Raw genomic sequence first — 16,049 nt, 5'->3', positions numbered from 1 at the left:
TTCGGCGGCATCATGAAGTGCGACATCATCGCCGACGGCATCGTCGCGGCGGCCAAGGAGGTAAACCTGCAGGTTCCCCTCGTCGTCCGGCTGGAAGGCACCAACGTCGAGCAGGGCAAGGCGATCCTGGCGGGCAGCGGCCTGGCGATCGTTCCCGCCAACGACTTGGGCGACGCCGCGCGCAAGATCGTCGCCGAGGTCAAGGCCGCGGCATGAGCGGAGGAACGGAGGACCAGTATGACCGGCGAAGTCGAGAACCTGATGCTCGAGCATCTGAAGCGGTTCCAGGCCACGCTCGACCGCATGGATCGGCGTCAGGAAGAAATTATCGGCCGCCTCGCCAATCTTGAAGGCTCGCTTGCGTCGATGATGGGGCATCTGGCTCATCTCGCGGGCGCGGATGCGGCCCAGCAGCTTGCGATCGACAACGTCAACCGTCGCCTCGACCGTATCGAACGTCGTCTCGAACTGTCGCACTGACCGAAAGAGGAAACGAATGAAGGTCCTAGTTCCCGTCAAGCGCGTGCTCGACTATAACGTGAAGCCGCGGATCAAGGCCGACGGTTCGGGCGTCGACCTGTCCAACGTCAAGATGAGCATGAACCCCTTCGACGAGATCGCCGTCGAGGAGGCGATTCGCCTGAAGGAGAAGGGCGCGGTCATCGAGATCGTCGCGGTCTCGATCGGCGAGGCCAAGTCCCAGGAGACGCTCCGCACCGCGCTCGCCATGGGCTGCGACCGCGCGATCCTGGTCACCGCCGAAACCCGCGTGGAACCGCTCGCGGTCGCCAAGATCTTAGCCAAGATCGTCGAGGAGGAGGCACCCGGGCTCGTCATCCTCGGCAAGCAGGCGATCGACGACGACAACAACCAGACGGGTCAGATGCTCGCCGGCCTGCTCGGCTGGGCGCAGGGTACCTTCGCCTCCAAGGTCGAGATCGCGGACGGCACCGCGACCGTGACGCGCGAAATCGACGGCGGGCTCGAGACCGACGCGCTCAAGCTCCCCGCGATCGTCACCACCGACCTGCGCCTCAACGAACCGCGCTATGCCTCGCTTCCCAACATCATGAAGGCCAAGTCCAAGCCGATGGCGCAGAAAACGCCCACCGATTACGGGGTCGACATCGGCCCACGCATCACCACCTTGAAAGTCGTCGAGCCCAGCAAACGTGCGGGCGGGACCAAGGTCGCCGATGTCGACGAGCTTGTGACGAAGCTGGCAGCCATGGGGATATCCAAGTCATGAAGACGTTGGTCTGGGTCGAGCATGACGGCAAGGTCGTCAAGGACGCCACGCTGTCGACGGTCACCGCCGCGTCGAAGTTGGGCGAGGTCCATCTCCTCGTCGCGGGCGAAGGCGTGAGCGCCGTCGCCGAAGCCGCCGCGAAGATCGCGGGCGTGGGCAAGGTCCACCTCGCCGACGATGCGGCGTACGCGCATATGCTCGCCGAGAACGTTGCCCCGCTCGTGGTCGAGCTGATGGGCCACCACGACGCGTTCGTCGTGCCCGCGACCACCACGGGCAAGAACATCGCGCCTCGCGTCGCAGCGCTGCTCGACGTCATGCAGATCAGCGACATCCTGTCGGTCGAGGGACCGGACACTTTCACCCGCGCGATCTATGCCGGAAACGCGATCGCGACCGTCCAGACGTCCGATGCGAAGCTTGTCGTCACCGTTCGTGGCACCGCGTTCGACAAGGCCGCGACCGAGGGCGGCACCGGCACGGTCGAGGCGGTCGGCACGACCGGCGACAAGGGCCTGTCCACGTTCCAGGGCTCGGAGATCGCGGCCAATGCGCGCCCCGAGCTCACCAGCGCCAAGATCATCGTCTCCGGCGGTCGCGCGCTGGGCAACGCCGAGCAGTTCCACGCGCTGATCGAGCCGCTCGCCGACAAGCTCGGCGCGGGCGTCGGCGCCTCCCGCGCGGCGGTCGATGCGGGCTACGCCCCCAACGACTATCAGGTCGGCCAGACGGGCAAGATTGTCGCCCCCGAGATCTACGTCGCGGTCGGCATCTCGGGCGCGATCCAGCATCTGGCGGGGATGAAAGACTCGAAGGTCATCATCGCCATCAACAAGGACGGCGACGCACCGATCTTCCAGGTGGCGGACATCGGACTGGTCGGCGACCTGTTCAAGGTGGTGCCGGAACTCACCGAAAAGCTCTGAGACGGTTTGAACGGGGCCGACCTGTCCTTCGAGGAACATGGGGCGGCGCGACATGATCGTGCTGCCTTTTCCATTTTGGACGACATCGAGCGCGTGATAGCCAACTGCCCGCATGATCGCGCGGGCGTGCGATTGTACGGTGTGGCCGGGCTGAACGACCTGCTGTCGACCGACACGACGATCGGAAAGATCGCGGCCGAGAAACTCGGAGCCACTGCTTATCCCGTCCGCGCGATCCTGCTCGACAAGACGCCCGGCGCGAACTGGGCGCTCGGCTGGCATCAGGACCGCACGATCGCCGTGCGCGAACGCCACGACCTGCCCGGCTTCGGCCCGTGGTCGACCAAAGCGAACATCCAGCATGTCGAGCCCCCGTTCGCGGTGATCGAGGCCATGGTCACGCTTCGCATCCACCTCGGCCCCGTGCCCGCCGACAACGCGCCGTTACTGATCGCGCCCGGCTCGCACCGACTCGGCCGCATCCCGGAGCGTGACATGGCGACAACCGTCGTTCGGTGCGGCACCGCCGTCTGCCTGACCGAGCGCGGTGATGTATGGAGCTATGCCACGTTGATCCTGCATGCTTCAGCCGTGTCGACCGGCCACGCGCACCGACGCGTTCTTCAGATCGATTACTCGACGGCGAACTTGCCATCGCCACTTCACTGGCTCGGGCTTTAGCACACCTTCCCGCATTCGCGACTTGCGATGAGCACCCGTCGCGATAATCACATGGTCGAGGAGCACATCGATGCAGGTCACCGCAATTCTCACGCCCGCCCGGGAGGGCGGCTTTACCGCGTTCAACCCTGAAAGGGGACGACCAGCGAGGGTGAGAGCATCGAGCGGGCGATCGACAACCTGCGCGAGGCAGTCGAACTCTATCGAGAGGTTTTCCCGTTCAAGTCAGCCGGCGCGCCGCTGGTCACGACCTTCACCATCGCCGAGCATGCCTAATTACTCGGTCCTGTCCGGGGCCGAGACCGTCAGGGCCTCGGAACGGCTCGGGTTCGTCCAAGCGCGACGACGAGGCGGCCATGTGGCGATGCAAAGAGGCGGGCAGGGCTGCGTCGTCCCGCTCCACCGCGAGGTGAAACGAGGAACGCTCGGCGGGATAGTTCGTCAGGCGGGCGTCACGCCGGACGAGTTCATCGCCGCCCTTTCCAACTGATTGCCAACCCGGCCCCGACCCGCCACCCTCCCGTCCATGCTCGCACTCCTCGCCTTTCTTGCCGCGCAAGCCGTCGCGCCCGCCCAGACCCCGCCCGCCAACGCCTCCACCGCGCCTGCGGCAACGCCCGCCAAATGGCCGACACGCGAGGGCGACCACCGCGTCCGCGACTTTCGCTTCCACTCGGGCGAGACGCTGCCCGAGCTCCGACTCCATTACACCACGCTCGGCACCCCGCGCCGGAACGCGGCGGGCGAGATCGACAATGCCGTCATGGTGCTCCACGGCACCGGCGGCACTGGCGGGCAATTCCTCCAACCGCAATTCGCGGGCGAGCTCTACGGCCCCGGACAGCCGCTCGATATCCGCCGCTATTGGATCATCCTCCCCGACAATATCGGGCACGGGAAATCGTCCAAGCCGTCCGACGACCTGCGGATGCGCTTTCCGAAATACGACTATGCCGACATGGTCGATGCGCAACATCGGCTGCTCACCCAGGAGCTCGGTATCAAGCGGATGCGGCTCATCATGGGCACCTCGATGGGCTGCATGCACGGCCTCGTCTGGGGCCAGACCTACCCGGACTTCGCCCGCGCGCTGATGCCGATGGGATGCCTGCCGATCGAGATCGCGGGGCTGAACCGCATGTGGCGCCAGCTCGCGATCGACGGGATCAAGGCCGATCCCGCCTGGGCGAACGGCGATTACGCGACCCAGCCTGCGGCGGGCGTACGCACCGCCGCGTCGCTGTTGTTCGTGGCGGGCGGCGCGCCCTTGTACCTGCAACGCGAGTTCCCCGCCCGCGACGCCGCCGCGACCTACGCCCGCGAGCGCGTCGCGCGGTCGATCGCCGGGATCGACGCGAACGATCTGATCTACCAGATCGACTCCTCGCGCAACTACGACCCCTGGCCCCGGCTGGAGGCGATCACCGCGCCCGTTACCTGGATCAACTCGGCGGACGACTTCATCAACCCGCGCCTGCTCGAATCTCCCGTCCGGGCCACCAAGCGCATGCGGAACGCGCGCTTCCGCCTCGTGCCCGAGACCGCCGACACGCGCGGCCACGGTACGCACACCTGGGCCAAGTTCTGGAAAGCCGACCTCGTCGACCTGCTCGCGCGAACGGAACCGTTCCGCTGAGCCGCCCGACCGACCGGCTCCATGTTGTCACCGGCGGGCCCGGATCGGGCAAGACCACGCTCGTCGACGCGCTCGCGGCCAGGCGCGTGGCGATCATCCCCGAAATCGGCCGCGCGGTCGTGCGCGAGGAACTAGCGGCGGGCGGCGACGCGCTCCCCTGGGGCGACGAGCGCGCCTTTGCCGAAAAGATGTGGCCGCGCGAGGTCGCGGCGCACGCCGACGCGCTCCGGCTGGGCGCGACGGTCGTGCTCGATCGCGGCATCCCCGACGTGGTCGGCTTCTTGCGCGTGGCGGGGCTGCCCGTCCCCGATCGGATCGACAGGGCCGCGCGGACGCACCGCTACAACGCCCGCGTGTTCCTCGCCCCGTTCTGGGCGGAGATCTACACGCACGATCCCGAACGCCGCCAGCCGCCCGACCTGGCGCGCGCGGCGGAGGCGGCGATGCGCGAAACGTACACGCGCTACGGCTACGATCTGGTCGAGCTACCCCGCGCGTCGGTGCGGGACCGGGTCGCGTTCGTGCTTGCCTTGATTGAGGACTGAAAAAGCTCTGTCCTACAGCTTCCCCATTATGCGACACGTTGTTCACACCGACCCGACTCGATGGCCTGACACGAAATCCGCACGAACCCCGACCGCCGTCGAAACCGCGAACTAGCGTTACTTTCGTTACCTTTGAACTTGTCCGAGCACTTGGGATGACGCGCGACTCGCTCGGCCTTCACCTCCCGATTAGAGTGGCAACGATGATCTTCGCCCTGCTTCTCGCCGTCCAGGCCGCTTCCGCCGCATCTCCCGATCCCCGGCTCGTCGCCCGGATCGAGCGCGTGCTTGCCCGGAACCCGGTCGTCGACGGTCACAACGATCTCGCCTGGGAGCTGCGGAAAAATCATGGCGGGCGCGTCGAGGCAGTCGACCTGTCGCGCGACACGAGCGCGCTCGGCTTTCCGCTCCAAACCGACCTGCCCCGGCTCCGGAAGGGCGGCGTCGGCGGGCAGTTCTGGTCGGTCTGGATCCCGAACACCGTCACCGGCCCGCGCGCGGTCGAGATGACGTTGGAGCAGATCGACGTCGTCCGCCGCCTCGTCGCCGTCAATCCGCGCTCGCTCGAGCTCGCCGTCACCGCCGCCGATATCCGTCGCATCGCCGGGGGCGGTCGCACAGCGTCGCTGATCGGCGTCGAGGGCGGGCACCAGATCGACGGCCGCCTGTCGGTGCTGCGCCAATACCGCGCGCTTGGCGTTGGCTACATGACCCTGACCCACGGCCGCAGCCTCGCCTGGGCAGATAGTTCGACCGACGCCCCCATCTCGGGCGGACTAACCCCTTTCGGTGCGCAGGTCGTGGCGGAGATGAACCGTATCGGCATGATCGTCGACGTGTCCCATGTCTCTGACGCGACGATGCGCGCCGTGCTGGGCGTCACACGCGCGCCCGTGATCGCCTCGCATTCGAACGCGCGGGCGCTGGCCGGCGCGCCGCGCAACATACCCGACGACCTGCTTCGCTTGATCGGCGCGAATGGCGGCGTGGTGATGGCGAATATGTACCCGGCCTTCCTGTCGGACGCTTGGCGCGCCTGGAATACCGCGCGCGGCGTCGAGGCGGAGCGGCTGGGCGTCCCCTCGGACCTGCACGGCGCGAGGACGCCTGCATCGCTCACTACCTGGGATCGGGCCCACCCGGAGCCGCGCGTCGCGGTCGCGACGGTCGCCAATCATGTCGAGCACATCGCCCGGGTTGCGGGCCGGGGCGCGGTCGGATTGGGTGGCGATTACGACGGCATCGGCGGCCATGGGCCCGAAGGGATGAAGGGCGTCGACGGCTACCCGCCGCTGCTTGCCGAACTGGCGCGACGTGGCTGGAGCGACGCCGATCTCGGCGGATTGGCGAGCGGCAATATCCTGCGCGTGATGGAGGCGGTCGAGCGGGTCGCGGCCGCTTCACGTGGAACACCGCCGAACGACGCGGTCGATCCGCTGAGCCGTCCTTAGAAGCCGCCGAGGAAGCTCGCGACGTTATGGCCCAGCTCATCCACCGCATACCCGCCCTCCATGACGACCGCGGTAGGCCAGCCGCACGCGGCGATGTCACGCGCTAGGACCGCGTAATCAGGCGTCTCTAGCGCGAAATGCGAGATCGGGTCGCCTGCCCAGGTGTCCGCGCCGAAGCTCACCACCAGCGCATCGGGCGCGAACCGAGCAATCGCCTCGAGCGCGGTTGCCTGCGCGCGCCGGAACTCGTCCAGCTTCGTCCCGTGCGGCAACGGGACGTTGAGCGTCGCGCCCCGGCCCTCGTCGTCGCCCACCTCGTCGGCATGACCCCAGAAAAAGGGAAAGTCGGTCGCCGGATCGGCATGCACCGACGCGTAGAACACATCGCCCCGCGCCCAGAAGATGTCCTGCGTCCCGTTGCCGTGGTGGTAGTCGATGTCGAGCATCGCCACCCTGCCGCGCCCTGCGTCCCGCATCGCCTGAGCAGCGACGGCGGCGGCGTTGATGTGGCAATAACCGCCGCAATAATCCGCTCCGGCATGGTGCCCTGGCGGACGACACAGCGCAAAGGCGGCGCGCTCGCCCCCGATTACGGTGTCCGCCGCAGCGAGCGCCGACTGCGCGCTCCAATAGCTGGAGATGTATGCATGGGCGGTGATCGGCGTGGTCGCGTCGAACGCGTACCGTCCCATCAACGCATCGATGCGCGTCAGTCCGAGCGTCCGGCGACCGATCACTGGAAAGGCATAGGGGATCGCCTCCCCCGGTCGCCCCGCCTCGCGCCACAGTCCGGGCGCGGCCTGGAGGAATGCGAGGTAGTCGGCGTCATGGACCGCCCGGATCGCCGCGTCGCCTCGATCGGCCGGCGTCTCGGTCGCGCCCAGCACGGCGAGCATAGCCTCGGCGCGCGCGGGCGTCTCGGCATACGCGGTGAACCCGCCATTATGCAGCTCGAGCGAGGGTGCGTGGAGCCGCTGGCGATCGTCGTGAAAGATGCGCATCAGCTCTTCCCTCCGCCGAACCGCAGCACCGCGAAGCCCGCCGCCGCCGACAGGATCGACCCGGCGAGCACGCCCAGTTTCACCTGGTCGACCAGCTCGGGTCGTCCCGGAAAGGCGAGCCCGCCGATGAACAAGCTCATCGTGAACCCCACGCCTGCGAGCAGCGCCGCGCCGTACATCTGCGCCCAGCTCACCCCGCCGGGCAGCCGTGCCACCCCGAACCGGTGCGCGAGCGCGACGCCGCCCAGGATGCCCGCCTGTTTGCCGACGAACAGCCCCAGCGCGACCGCCAGTACCAGCGTATTCCCAAGCCCGCCCGCTCCGTCGATCGCGACTCCGGCGTTGGCGAAGCCGAACAACGGTACGATCGCGAATGCCACCCAAGGGGCCAGCGCATGCTCGATCCGGTGCAGCGTGGAGTGGGGATCATCGGGCGCGGCCGGGGACGGCGTGACCGGGATCGCCGCCGCCGCGAGCACCCCCGCGATCGTCGCATGGATCCCCGACCTGAGCACCAGCAGCCACAACAGCGCGAAGCCGAGCATGAACACCCATGGCGCGCGCACGCCATTGCGCCCCAATGCCCACATGGCCGCCAGCACCCCGGCGGCGGCCGCCAGCGCGGGCGGGCTCAGCCCGTGGCTGTAAGCGACCGCGATGATCGCGACCGCGCCCATATCGTCGACGATCGCCACCGTGGTCAGGAACAATTTGAGCGCCGCTGGAACACGCGGCCCGAGCAGCGCCATGATGCCGACGGCGAAGGCGATGTCGGTCGCCGCCGGGATCGCCCAACCCCGCGCCAGCCCAGGCTCGCGCCCGGCGATCAGCAGATACACGAGCGCGGGCGCCACCATTCCGCAGACGGCGGCGATCACCGGCAGCCGTCGATCGGCGGTGTCGGCGAGCTGGCCGTCGACGAGCTCGCGTTTGATCTCCAGCCCGACCAGCAGGAAGAACAAGGCCATCAGCCCGTCGTTGATCCACAGCTCGGCCGTCATCGCGCCGATCGCCGGCGCGAGTACCGGGCCGACCGGCGCATGCCGCCAATGCTCGTACGCCTCGGCGAGCCCGGAATTGGCGACCAGCATCGCCGCCGCTGCCGCCGCGATCAGCACGACCCCGCCCGCCGCCTCCGTCTGGAGGAAGCGCCGAAGCGCGCTGACGGGGCGAGTAAGGGCGGGGATCATTCAGGCGGCGGCGCGCCCGAGCGCCTCCGCGATCAGCGTCCGCGTATTCTCCACCCCATAGAGCGCGATGAAACCGCCCATGCGCGGGCCCTGCGACGAGCCGAGCAACGTCTCGTACAACGCCTTGAACCAGTCCCGCAGGTTTTCGAAGCCACCAGTCTTGCCGATCTCATACACAGCGGTCTGGATGGTCTCGGCGTCCGCGCCCGATCCCAACCGTTCCAGCTCGGCGTCGAGGCGGCGGAGCGCCTCGGCTTCTTGGCGGTCGGGCGCGCGACGCTGGAGGCCGGGCACGACAAAGTCGCGAGCGTAGGCGAGCGCATGGCCGATCAGCCGGTCGAGCTCGGGATAGCGCTCCGGCGTCGCGTCGGGGACGTAATTGGCGAGATAGCCCCAGACCTGCGCGGGGGTCGCGTCCCCCATGACGCCGACCAGGTTCAGAAGCAGCCCGAACGTAACCGGCAGCTCGCCTCCCGGCGGCGGCCCACCATGGATGTGGTGGACGGGGTTGCCGAGCCGCTCCTTGATCGCCTGCCCTTCATAGGCCGCACGGAACTGCCAATATTCGTCCACCGCCTTCGGGATCACGCCCAGGTGAAGCTGCTTGGCCTTCTTGGGCTCGCGATAGGCGAGAAAGGCGACGCTTTCCTGGGGCCCGTAGGTCAGCCAGTCGTCGAGGCCGAGACCGTTGCCCTTGGACTTGGAGATCTTCTCGCCGCGTTCATCGAGGAACAGTTCATATATCATTCCCTCGGGCTTGCGGCCGCCCAGCACTTCCGCGATCCGGCCGCCGAGCACCGCGCTTTCGATCAGATCCTTGCCGTACATCTCGTAATCGACGCCGAGCGCCGCCCAACGCATGCCCCAGTCGGGCTTCCATTGCAGCTTGGCGCGGCCGCCCAGGATCGACTGTTCGACCGTCTCGCCCCCATCTTGAAAGCGGATCAGTCCGGCGTCAGCGTCAACTACCTCGACGGCGACCTGGAGAACGACGCCCGTGGTCGGGCTGATCGGCAGCACGGGCGAGTAGGTCACCTGGCGCTCGCCGCGCAGGGTCGGCAGCATGATGCTCATGATCCGGTCGTACTGACGCAACACCTCGCGCAACCGATCGTCGAAGCGCCCGGACGCGTAGTAAGCGGTCGACGAGGCGAACTCGTACTCGAAGCCGTAGTCGTTGAGGAAGTCGCGCAACCGCGCGTTGTTGTGCGCGGCGAAGCTGTCGTGCGTGCCGAACGGGTCGGGGATGCGACTGAGCGGCTTGCCGAGATGCTCGGTCAGCATAGCGCCGTTCGGCACGTTGTCGGGCACTTTGCGCAGCCCGTCCATGTCGTCCGAAAAGGCGACAAGCCGCGTCGGCTGGCCGGACAGCGTCTCGAACGCCCGGCGCACCATGGTCGTGCGCAGCACCTCGTTGAAGGTGCCGATATGCGGCAGGCCCGAGGGGCCGTAGCCCGTCTCGAACAGCACCGGCTCGCCCGACGGCTTGCCGTTCGGCCAACGTTCGAGGATCTTGCGCGCTTCCTCGAAAGGCCAGGCCTTGGAGTCGAGGGCGGCGGCGCGGAGAGTATCGGTCACCATGGCCGCGACGTAACGAGGTCGCGCGCCTACGCAAACGACATTCGAGAGTGGCTGCTCGATCCAAAGGAACGGTGTCCTCGCCCGTGCCGCGCGAGCTAGTCGCCCAGCATGGCGTCGATCGCGCGTGCAAGCTCTATATCGCGGTGCGACAGGCCTCCCGCGTCGTGCGTGGTGAGCAGGATGTCGACGCGGTTATAGACATTGGACCATTCGGGGTGATGGTCCGCCTTTTCCGCCAGGATCGCCACGCGGGTCATGAAGCCGAAGGCCTCCGCGAAATCACCGAATACTACGCGACGTGTGATCGCGTCGCGTTCGTCCTGATGATCCCAATCGGGCAGGCCATCGAGCGCTTCGGCGCGTTCCGCCTCGCTGAGCTGTTCCACCATCTGGCGCCTCCCTTGTCGCTGGCCGTGCTGCGCGGGTATGGTGGCGACCATGGACGAGCAAGGCACAATCGGCACCGCGCCGGGCACGGACGTGATCGAGGCGATCGCACGGGCGACGATCGGCAAGCTGCCTGCGCGCTTTGCCGAGCATCTGGATGCGGTCGTGTTGCTGGTCGAGGAGGTCGCGGACGAGGAGACGTTGACCGAACTGGGGATCGAGCATCCGCTCGACCTGACGGGGCTGTACCACGGTCTTCCGCTGGGCGAGAAATCGTCGATGGGATCGGGAACGATACCGGACCGCATCCACCTGTACCGCCGCGCGATCCTGGAGGAGTGGATCGAGACGGAGGTGCGGCTCGACGACTTGGTGGCGCATGTCGTGATCCACGAGATCGGGCATCATTTCGGGCTGTCGGACGACGACATGCACGCCTTGGAGAACAGCGTGTCGGAAGACGAGGTGGCTTGAACGCCCGGCTCGGCTTCGACGCGGTGACATGCGCGCGGGGCGGGCGGGTATTGTTCGAGGGTCGGACCTTCGCGCTCGGGCCGGGCGATGCGGCCGTGGTGACGGGGCCGAACGGGGTGGGGAAGTCGAGTTTGCTGCGGATCGCGGCGGGGCTGCTCCGGCCCGCGACCGGCAGCGTCGCGCGCGAGGGATCGATCGCGCTTCTGACGGAAGCGCATGCGCTCGATTCCGAAAGGCCGCTGGGTGCCGCGCTGGCGTTCTGGGCGGGGGTGGACGGCGTCGCGCCCGCGCTCGGAATGCTCGGGCTGGCGCATCTGGCGAGCGTGCCCGTGCGGTTGCTGTCCACGGGGCAACGGCGTCGCGCGGCGCTGGCGCGGGTGGTCGCGGGCGAAGCGGACATCTGGCTGCTCGACGAGCCCGCGAATGGGTTGGACGTGGACGGCGTGATGCTGCTCGAGCGGCTGGTGGCGGCGCATCGCGCGCGGGGCGGGATCGCGGTGGTGGCGAGCCATCAACCGGTGGCGCTGCCGGGTGCCCTGGCGGTCGCCTTGTGAGCCTATTCGTGCCGCTCGTCGCGCGTGATCTGCGCCGCGCCTATGCGGGCGGCGGCGCGTTGTGGCCGGTGGCGTTCTTCCTGTTGGTCGCCTGCCTGTTCCCGTTCGCGATCGGGCCGGATGCGGCATTGCTGTCGCGGGTCGGGGGCGGGGTGGTATGGGCGGCGGCGCTGCTGGCGGCGCTGCTCCCAGTCGAGCGGCTCGTCGCGCCCGACCTGGAGGCGGGGGTGCTCGACCAGTTCGCGGTGCGCGGCTTACCGATGGCGCTGGTCGTCGCGGCGAAAGTCGTCGCGCACTGGCTGAGTTTCGGGCCGCCGTTGATGGCGGCGGCCGTGATCGCGGCGGGGTTGCTCGACCTGTCGGGGGCGACGCTGCTGCGCGTGGAGTTGGGGCTGTTGATCGGGACGCCGGGACTGGCGGCGCTGGCGGTGGCGACGGGCGCGCTGGTGGCGTCCCTGCGCGGCGCGGGCGCGGTCGCGGGACTGGTGATGCTGCCGCTCGCGGTGCCGCTGCTGATCTTCGGGGCGGGGGCGCTTACGCAAGGCACGGGGGCATTCAAGCTGCTCGGCGCGGTGAGCCTGCTGCTGCTGGCGGGCGCGCCATTCGTGGCGGGCGCGGCGATCAGGGCGGGGATGGACTAGCCGGCCGATGTTGCCGAAGGTGCCGCGTATCGTGCTTTCGTTTTTGCCGCGGCGGCGGCGGAAAGTCGCGAAAGCCATGCCCCTGGGCGTACGGGTGCGCGGACGCGCAGAGAGGCGAAATGATAGCGATGTGAAAGAGCGTCGAAGCGTATGTGAGGCGTTCTCCAACATCGCAACCAGCGCCGCTCGCCTACCCGCGCCCCCACCGTGCCCAGATCGCGGTCGGGAGCGTCAGCCCGCGCGCTTCCTCGCGGACGCCGAGTTCGCCGGCTTCGATGTGGCCGGGGAGGTCGGCGAAGGCTTGGGCGAGCATCTCGCCGATCGCGAGGGCGGAGAGGCGGACGGCGTAGACGGTGAGGAACAGGAAGCTGGAGTCCGCGTCCAGGAGGCGGCGGCAGTCGGCGATGAGGGCGGGGAGGTGTTCGTCGAGCCGCCATACCTCGCCTTCGGGGCCGCGGCCGTATTTGGGGGGGTCGAGGAAGATGCCGTCATAGCGGCGGGCGCGGCGGACCTCGCGGGCGGTGAACTTGGCGGCGTCCTCGACGATCCAGCGGATGGGGGCGTCGCTCAGGCCCGACAGCTTGGCATTGGCGCGGGCGGCGTCGACGGATTTCTTGGAGGCGTCGACATGGACCATTCGCGCGCCGGCGGAGGCGAGGGCGAGGGTGCCTACGCCGGTGTAGCCGAACAGGTTCAGGCATTCGGGACTTTCCGCGCCATCCAGCCGTTCGCGCATCCAGGTCCAGACGGGGGCCATGTCGGGGAAGAAGCCGAGATGGCGGAAGGGCGTGGTCTGGGCGGTGAAGCGGACCTGCTTCCAGGCGAGCGGCCAACCGCCGCGTGGGACGGGATCGTCGAACCTCCATTGCCCGCCGCCATCCTCGTCCGAGCCGGGGACGAACTCGCCGGTCGCGGGCCAGTCGGGGGAGGCGGGGGTCCAGAGCGCCTGGGGTTCGGGGCGGATGAAGCGGTGGGGGCCGTAGCGTTCGAGCTTGCGGCCGTTCCCGGAGTCCACCAGGCCGTAATCGGCCCAGGGCTCGCCCACCATCGTTCGCAGTTTCACACGCGGGCCGTCGCGCGCTCGGCGATGTAGCCGCTGACGGCCGCCAGCGTCGCGGGCATGGTGGCGTAGCGCTCCTCGCGCTGGAACAGGTCGCCCAGGCGGCCGGGTAGGGTCGGGCGGATGCCCGTCGCGCGTTCGACGGCGTCGCGGAACTTGGCGGGATGGGCGGTGGCGAGCGTGACCACGGGCATGTCGAGCCCGGCGCGGCGCGCGGCGGCGAGCGCGACGCCGGTATGCGGATCGATCACCTCGCCGCCATGCTCGCTCGCCCAGCCCATAGCGGAGGCCATGTCGTGCTGGTCGACGCGATCGCTGGTGAACAGCGCGGCCGCGCCCTCGCATTGCCGGTTGGTCATGCGGAGCGCGTGGGTCGCCTCGAAGCCGCGCATCTGGTCGGCGGACGCCCGGCCGTCCGCGCCGCCCAGTTCGAACAGGAGACGTTCGAAATTGGAGGAGACCTGGATGTCCATCGACGGCGTGTGCGTCTGCGTGACGATCCCTCGCGAATAGTCGCCGGTGGACAGCGCGCGATGGAGGATGTCGTTGACATTGGTCGCGACGACCAATTTCGCGATCGGCAGGCCCATTTTCGCCGCGACCCAGCCGGCGAAGACGTTGCCGAAATTGCCGGTCGGCACCGCGAACGCGACGGGGCGGTCGGGGGCGCCGAGGCGGACGGCGGCGTAGAAATAATAGACCACCTGCGCCATCAGCCGCGCCCAGTTGATCGAGTTCACCGCCGACAGCGCGAACCGGCCGGAGAAGGCGGGGTCGTTGAACATCGCCTTCACCAACCCTTGCGCGTCGTCGAAATCGCCGTCGATCGCGATGTTGTGGATGTTGGGGCTGAGGACGGTGGTCATTTGCCGCCGTTGCACTTCCGACACGCGGCCGGCCGGGTGGAGCATGAACACATCGACGCCCGCGCGCCCGGCGAGCGCGTCGATCGCCGCCGATCCGGTGTCGCCGCTGGTCGCGCCGATGACGGTGAGGTGATCGGCGCGGCCGAGGAGGAAACGTTCGAACAGCAAGCCGACGAGCTGGAGCGCGACGTCCTTGAAGGCGAGGGTGGGGCCGTGGAACAGTTCCAGCAACCACTGGTCGTGGTCGAGCTGGACGAGCGGCGTGACGGCGGCGTGCGCGAAGCGGCTATAAGCGCGAGTGCAGAGATCGCGCAGTTCGTCGGCAGTCAGGGCATCGCCGACGAAGGGCGTCATGACGGTTACGGCCGTATCGACGTAGCTTAGCCCGGCAAGGCCGGCGATCTCAGCATTCGACAGCGTCGGCCAAGTTTCGGGCACATATAGGCCGCCGTCGGGAGCGAGCCCGGCGAGTGTCACCTGTTCGAAATCGAGCGCGGGGCTGTTCCCGCGCGTGCTGACGTAACGCATCATGCGGGTCTCGACATGCGGCGGCGGACGGCGAGCAGATAGATCACCGCCGCCGACAGCGCGAAGAAGAACCATTGGAACGCGTAGGACAGATGCGGGTTGGGCACGGCCGACACATCCGGCGCCGGGTTGGGCGAAAGCGGTTCCGACAGGCCCGTCGGGGGACGATCGGCGATGAGCATCAACCGCCGCGGCGCGTCGTCGAACAGCGACCCGACCGCCGAGCGCCCGTCGGGCGCGTTCGAGATGAAGCCGGACACTTCGCCGCCGCCCCAGGCGACCACGGCGTTCGGGTCGCGCGTGACGCCGAGCTGGACGATCATCCCCGGTCCTTTCGCGCCGTCGGTGTGGCATTCGGCCAGGAGGCGGAAGCCGGCCGAGCCCGCGCCCCTCGTCTCGATACTCGTCGGCCGGGGGCAGACGGCGGTCACCCGACGAAAGAGCAGCGCCTGGTCGGGGACGCGCGGAAAGGCGATCGGCGGCTTGGACGGGTTGCCCGCGAGCTGGGCGATGTAGGCGAGCTTGGCCGGGCGACGCTCGAGCAGCTGCCATAGGCCGAGCGCGATCATCGTCGCGACCGCAAGGGCGACGATCGCGGTGGGAATGAGCGGAAGACGCCTCACGCGACGGCCCGGCCGTCCCGATCAGCCGCCGTGGATCGGCGCGCCCCAGCCGCCCCAGACATACACGGTCACGAACAGGAACAGCCACACGACATCGACGAAGTGCCAATACCAGGCCGCCGCCTCGAAGCCGAAATGCTGGCGCGGGGTGAAGTCGCCCCGATAGCCGCGGATCAGGCAGACGGCGAGGAAGATGGTGCCGATCAGCACGTGGAAGCCGTGGAACCCGGTCGACATGAAAAAGGCCGCGCCGTAATTCAGTCCCTTGAACGGGAAGGGTGCGTGGGCATACTCGTACGCCTGGATCGCGCTGAACAGCGCGCCGAGCGCGACGGTGATCCACAGCCCCTTCAGGAAGCTGTCGCGATCGCCGACGCCGAGCAGGCCCCAGGCGCCGCGCTTCTCGCCGCCGCGCTGGTCGTGGATCAGCGCATGGTGCGCCCAGGTGACCGTGGTGCCCGAGGTGAGCAGGATCAGCGTGTTGAGCAGCGGCAGCTCGAAGGCGTTGATGACCTCCAGTCCCTTGGGCGGCCAAGTGGCGGCGAGCTGGGCCGCGCCCTCGGTGGCGCGTTCGACCTGGCCGTCGACATAGGACAGCGCGGTCGGGAACAGCGAGAAGTCGAAGAACGCCCAGAACCAGCCGACGAAGAACATCA

The 16,049-nt window shown here is 68.4% G+C and carries 19 protein-coding genes and 1 pseudogene; 12 read left to right on the top strand and 8 right to left on the bottom strand.

All coding sequences use genetic code 11. The features are described from left to right. From sucC to ACFE71_RS11345, 9 genes and pseudogenes are all read left to right on the top strand, one after another. A pseudogene (gene sucC / locus ACFE71_RS11385) lies at nt 1–216 on the top strand (succinate--CoA ligase subunit beta); the annotation flags it as partial. 21 nt (nt 217–237) lie between these two features. Next, on the top strand, nt 238–480 hold the full coding sequence (locus ACFE71_RS11380; RefSeq protein ID WP_375428904.1) for a hypothetical protein: 243 nt from the start codon (nt 238–240) through the stop codon (nt 478–480). Nucleotides 481–496: 16 nt separating this feature from the next. Continuing rightward, on the top strand, nt 497–1,249 hold the full coding sequence (locus ACFE71_RS11375; protein ID WP_375428903.1) for an electron transfer flavoprotein subunit beta/FixA family protein: 753 nt from the start codon (nt 497–499) through the stop codon (nt 1,247–1,249). Beyond that, the gene (locus ACFE71_RS11370) at nt 1,246–2,175 is read left to right on the top strand and encodes an electron transfer flavoprotein subunit alpha/FixB family protein (protein ID WP_375428902.1); all 930 of its coding nucleotides are present in this window, start codon (nt 1,246–1,248) and stop codon (nt 2,173–2,175) included. The genes ACFE71_RS11375 and ACFE71_RS11370 overlap by 4 nt, the downstream gene beginning before the upstream one ends. A gap of 6 nt (nt 2,176–2,181) precedes the next feature. Next, nucleotides 2,182–2,856 (top strand): phytanoyl-CoA dioxygenase family protein, encoded by a 675-nt coding sequence (locus ACFE71_RS11365; RefSeq protein WP_375428901.1) that lies wholly within the window; start codon nt 2,182–2,184, stop codon nt 2,854–2,856. A gap of 70 nt (nt 2,857–2,926) precedes the next feature. Continuing rightward, nucleotides 2,927–3,346, top strand: a complete 420-nt coding sequence (locus ACFE71_RS11360; protein ID WP_375428900.1) for a type II toxin-antitoxin system HicA family toxin — start codon at nt 2,927–2,929, stop codon at nt 3,344–3,346. 36 nt (nt 3,347–3,382) lie between these two features. Further along, nucleotides 3,383–4,492 carry an alpha/beta fold hydrolase gene (locus ACFE71_RS11355; RefSeq protein ID WP_375428899.1) on the top strand — a complete coding sequence of 370 codons (1,110 nt, stop codon included), beginning with the start codon at nt 3,383–3,385 and terminating at the stop codon, nt 4,490–4,492. Then, the gene (locus tag ACFE71_RS11350; protein ID WP_375428907.1) at nt 4,441–5,037 is read left to right on the top strand and encodes an AAA family ATPase; all 597 of its coding nucleotides are present in this window, start codon (nt 4,441–4,443) and stop codon (nt 5,035–5,037) included. The genes ACFE71_RS11355 and ACFE71_RS11350 overlap by 52 nt, the downstream gene beginning before the upstream one ends. A 203-nt stretch (nt 5,038–5,240) precedes the next feature. Then, nucleotides 5,241–6,488, top strand: coding sequence for a dipeptidase (locus tag ACFE71_RS11345; protein ID WP_375428898.1), 1,248 nt, complete (start codon nt 5,241–5,243; stop codon nt 6,486–6,488). Here ACFE71_RS11345 and ACFE71_RS11340 read toward each other — a convergent pair. The 4 genes from ACFE71_RS11340 to ACFE71_RS11325 all read right to left on the bottom strand — a co-directional run bounded on the left by ACFE71_RS11340 (nt 6,485) and on the right by ACFE71_RS11325 (nt 10,700). Continuing rightward, nucleotides 6,485–7,489: a histone deacetylase family protein gene (locus tag ACFE71_RS11340; RefSeq protein WP_375428897.1), complete on the bottom strand. Its 1,005-nt coding sequence runs from the start codon at nt 7,487–7,489 to the stop codon at nt 6,485–6,487. The two genes, ACFE71_RS11345 and ACFE71_RS11340, sit on opposite strands and share 4 nt — an antisense overlap. Beyond that, entirely contained in the window at nt 7,489–8,679 is a 1,191-nt protein-coding gene (gene nhaA, locus ACFE71_RS11335; RefSeq protein ID WP_375428896.1) for a Na+/H+ antiporter NhaA, read from the bottom strand. Before nhaA ends, ACFE71_RS11340 begins: the two co-directional genes overlap by 1 nt. Beyond that, nucleotides 8,680–10,260 carry a lysine--tRNA ligase gene (locus tag ACFE71_RS11330; protein WP_375428895.1) on the bottom strand — a complete coding sequence of 527 codons (1,581 nt, stop codon included), beginning with the start codon at nt 10,258–10,260 and terminating at the stop codon, nt 8,680–8,682. It lies immediately after the preceding gene. Nucleotides 10,261–10,355: 95 nt separating this feature from the next. Then, nucleotides 10,356–10,700 (bottom strand): 4a-hydroxytetrahydrobiopterin dehydratase, encoded by a 345-nt coding sequence (locus ACFE71_RS11325; RefSeq protein ID WP_375428894.1) that lies wholly within the window; start codon nt 10,698–10,700, stop codon nt 10,356–10,358. On the opposite strand from ACFE71_RS11325, the gene ACFE71_RS11320 reads away from it, so the two are divergent. From ACFE71_RS11320 to ACFE71_RS11310, 3 genes are read left to right on the top strand one after another with little or no spacing between them, the layout of a single operon-like run. Beyond that, complete coding sequence (locus ACFE71_RS11320) at nt 10,699–11,121, top strand: metallopeptidase family protein (protein ID WP_375428893.1); 423 nt, start codon at nt 10,699–10,701, stop codon at nt 11,119–11,121. The genes ACFE71_RS11325 and ACFE71_RS11320 overlap by 2 nt on opposite strands. Next, nucleotides 11,118–11,675, top strand: a complete 558-nt coding sequence (gene ccmA / locus ACFE71_RS11315) for a heme ABC exporter ATP-binding protein CcmA (RefSeq protein ID WP_375428892.1) — start codon at nt 11,118–11,120, stop codon at nt 11,673–11,675. The genes ACFE71_RS11320 and ccmA overlap by 4 nt, the downstream gene beginning before the upstream one ends. Then, a complete protein-coding gene (locus ACFE71_RS11310; RefSeq protein ID WP_375428891.1) occupies nt 11,672–12,316 on the top strand; it encodes a heme exporter protein CcmB in 645 nt (214 codons plus the stop codon). Before ccmA ends, ACFE71_RS11310 begins: the two co-directional genes overlap by 4 nt. 190 nt (nt 12,317–12,506) lie before the next feature. Here ACFE71_RS11310 and ACFE71_RS11305 read toward each other — a convergent pair whose 3' ends face one another. The 4 genes from ACFE71_RS11305 to ACFE71_RS11290 form a co-directional block, all read right to left on the bottom strand. Beyond that, a complete protein-coding gene (locus ACFE71_RS11305; RefSeq protein ID WP_375428906.1) occupies nt 12,507–13,364 on the bottom strand; it encodes a class I SAM-dependent methyltransferase in 858 nt (285 codons plus the stop codon). A gap of 11 nt (nt 13,365–13,375) precedes the next feature. After that, complete coding sequence (thrC, locus tag ACFE71_RS11300; protein WP_375428905.1) at nt 13,376–14,770, bottom strand: threonine synthase; 1,395 nt, start codon at nt 14,768–14,770, stop codon at nt 13,376–13,378. After that, entirely contained in the window at nt 14,770–15,393 is a 624-nt protein-coding gene (locus ACFE71_RS11295; protein WP_375428890.1) for an SURF1 family protein, read from the bottom strand. Before ACFE71_RS11295 ends, thrC begins: the two co-directional genes overlap by 1 nt. Before the next feature lie 21 nt (nt 15,394–15,414). Continuing rightward, a partial coding sequence (locus ACFE71_RS11290; RefSeq protein WP_375428889.1) for a cytochrome c oxidase subunit 3 occupies nt 15,415–16,049 on the bottom strand: 635 nt, incomplete at its 5' end.

It is taken from the genome of uncultured Sphingomonas sp. (genome assembly GCF_964237155.1).
Taxonomy (GTDB): domain Bacteria; phylum Pseudomonadota; class Alphaproteobacteria; order Sphingomonadales; family Sphingomonadaceae; genus Sphingomonas.
The sequence above is the reverse complement of the archived record's forward strand: the minus strand, read 5'-3'. Positions and strand labels throughout refer to the sequence as shown.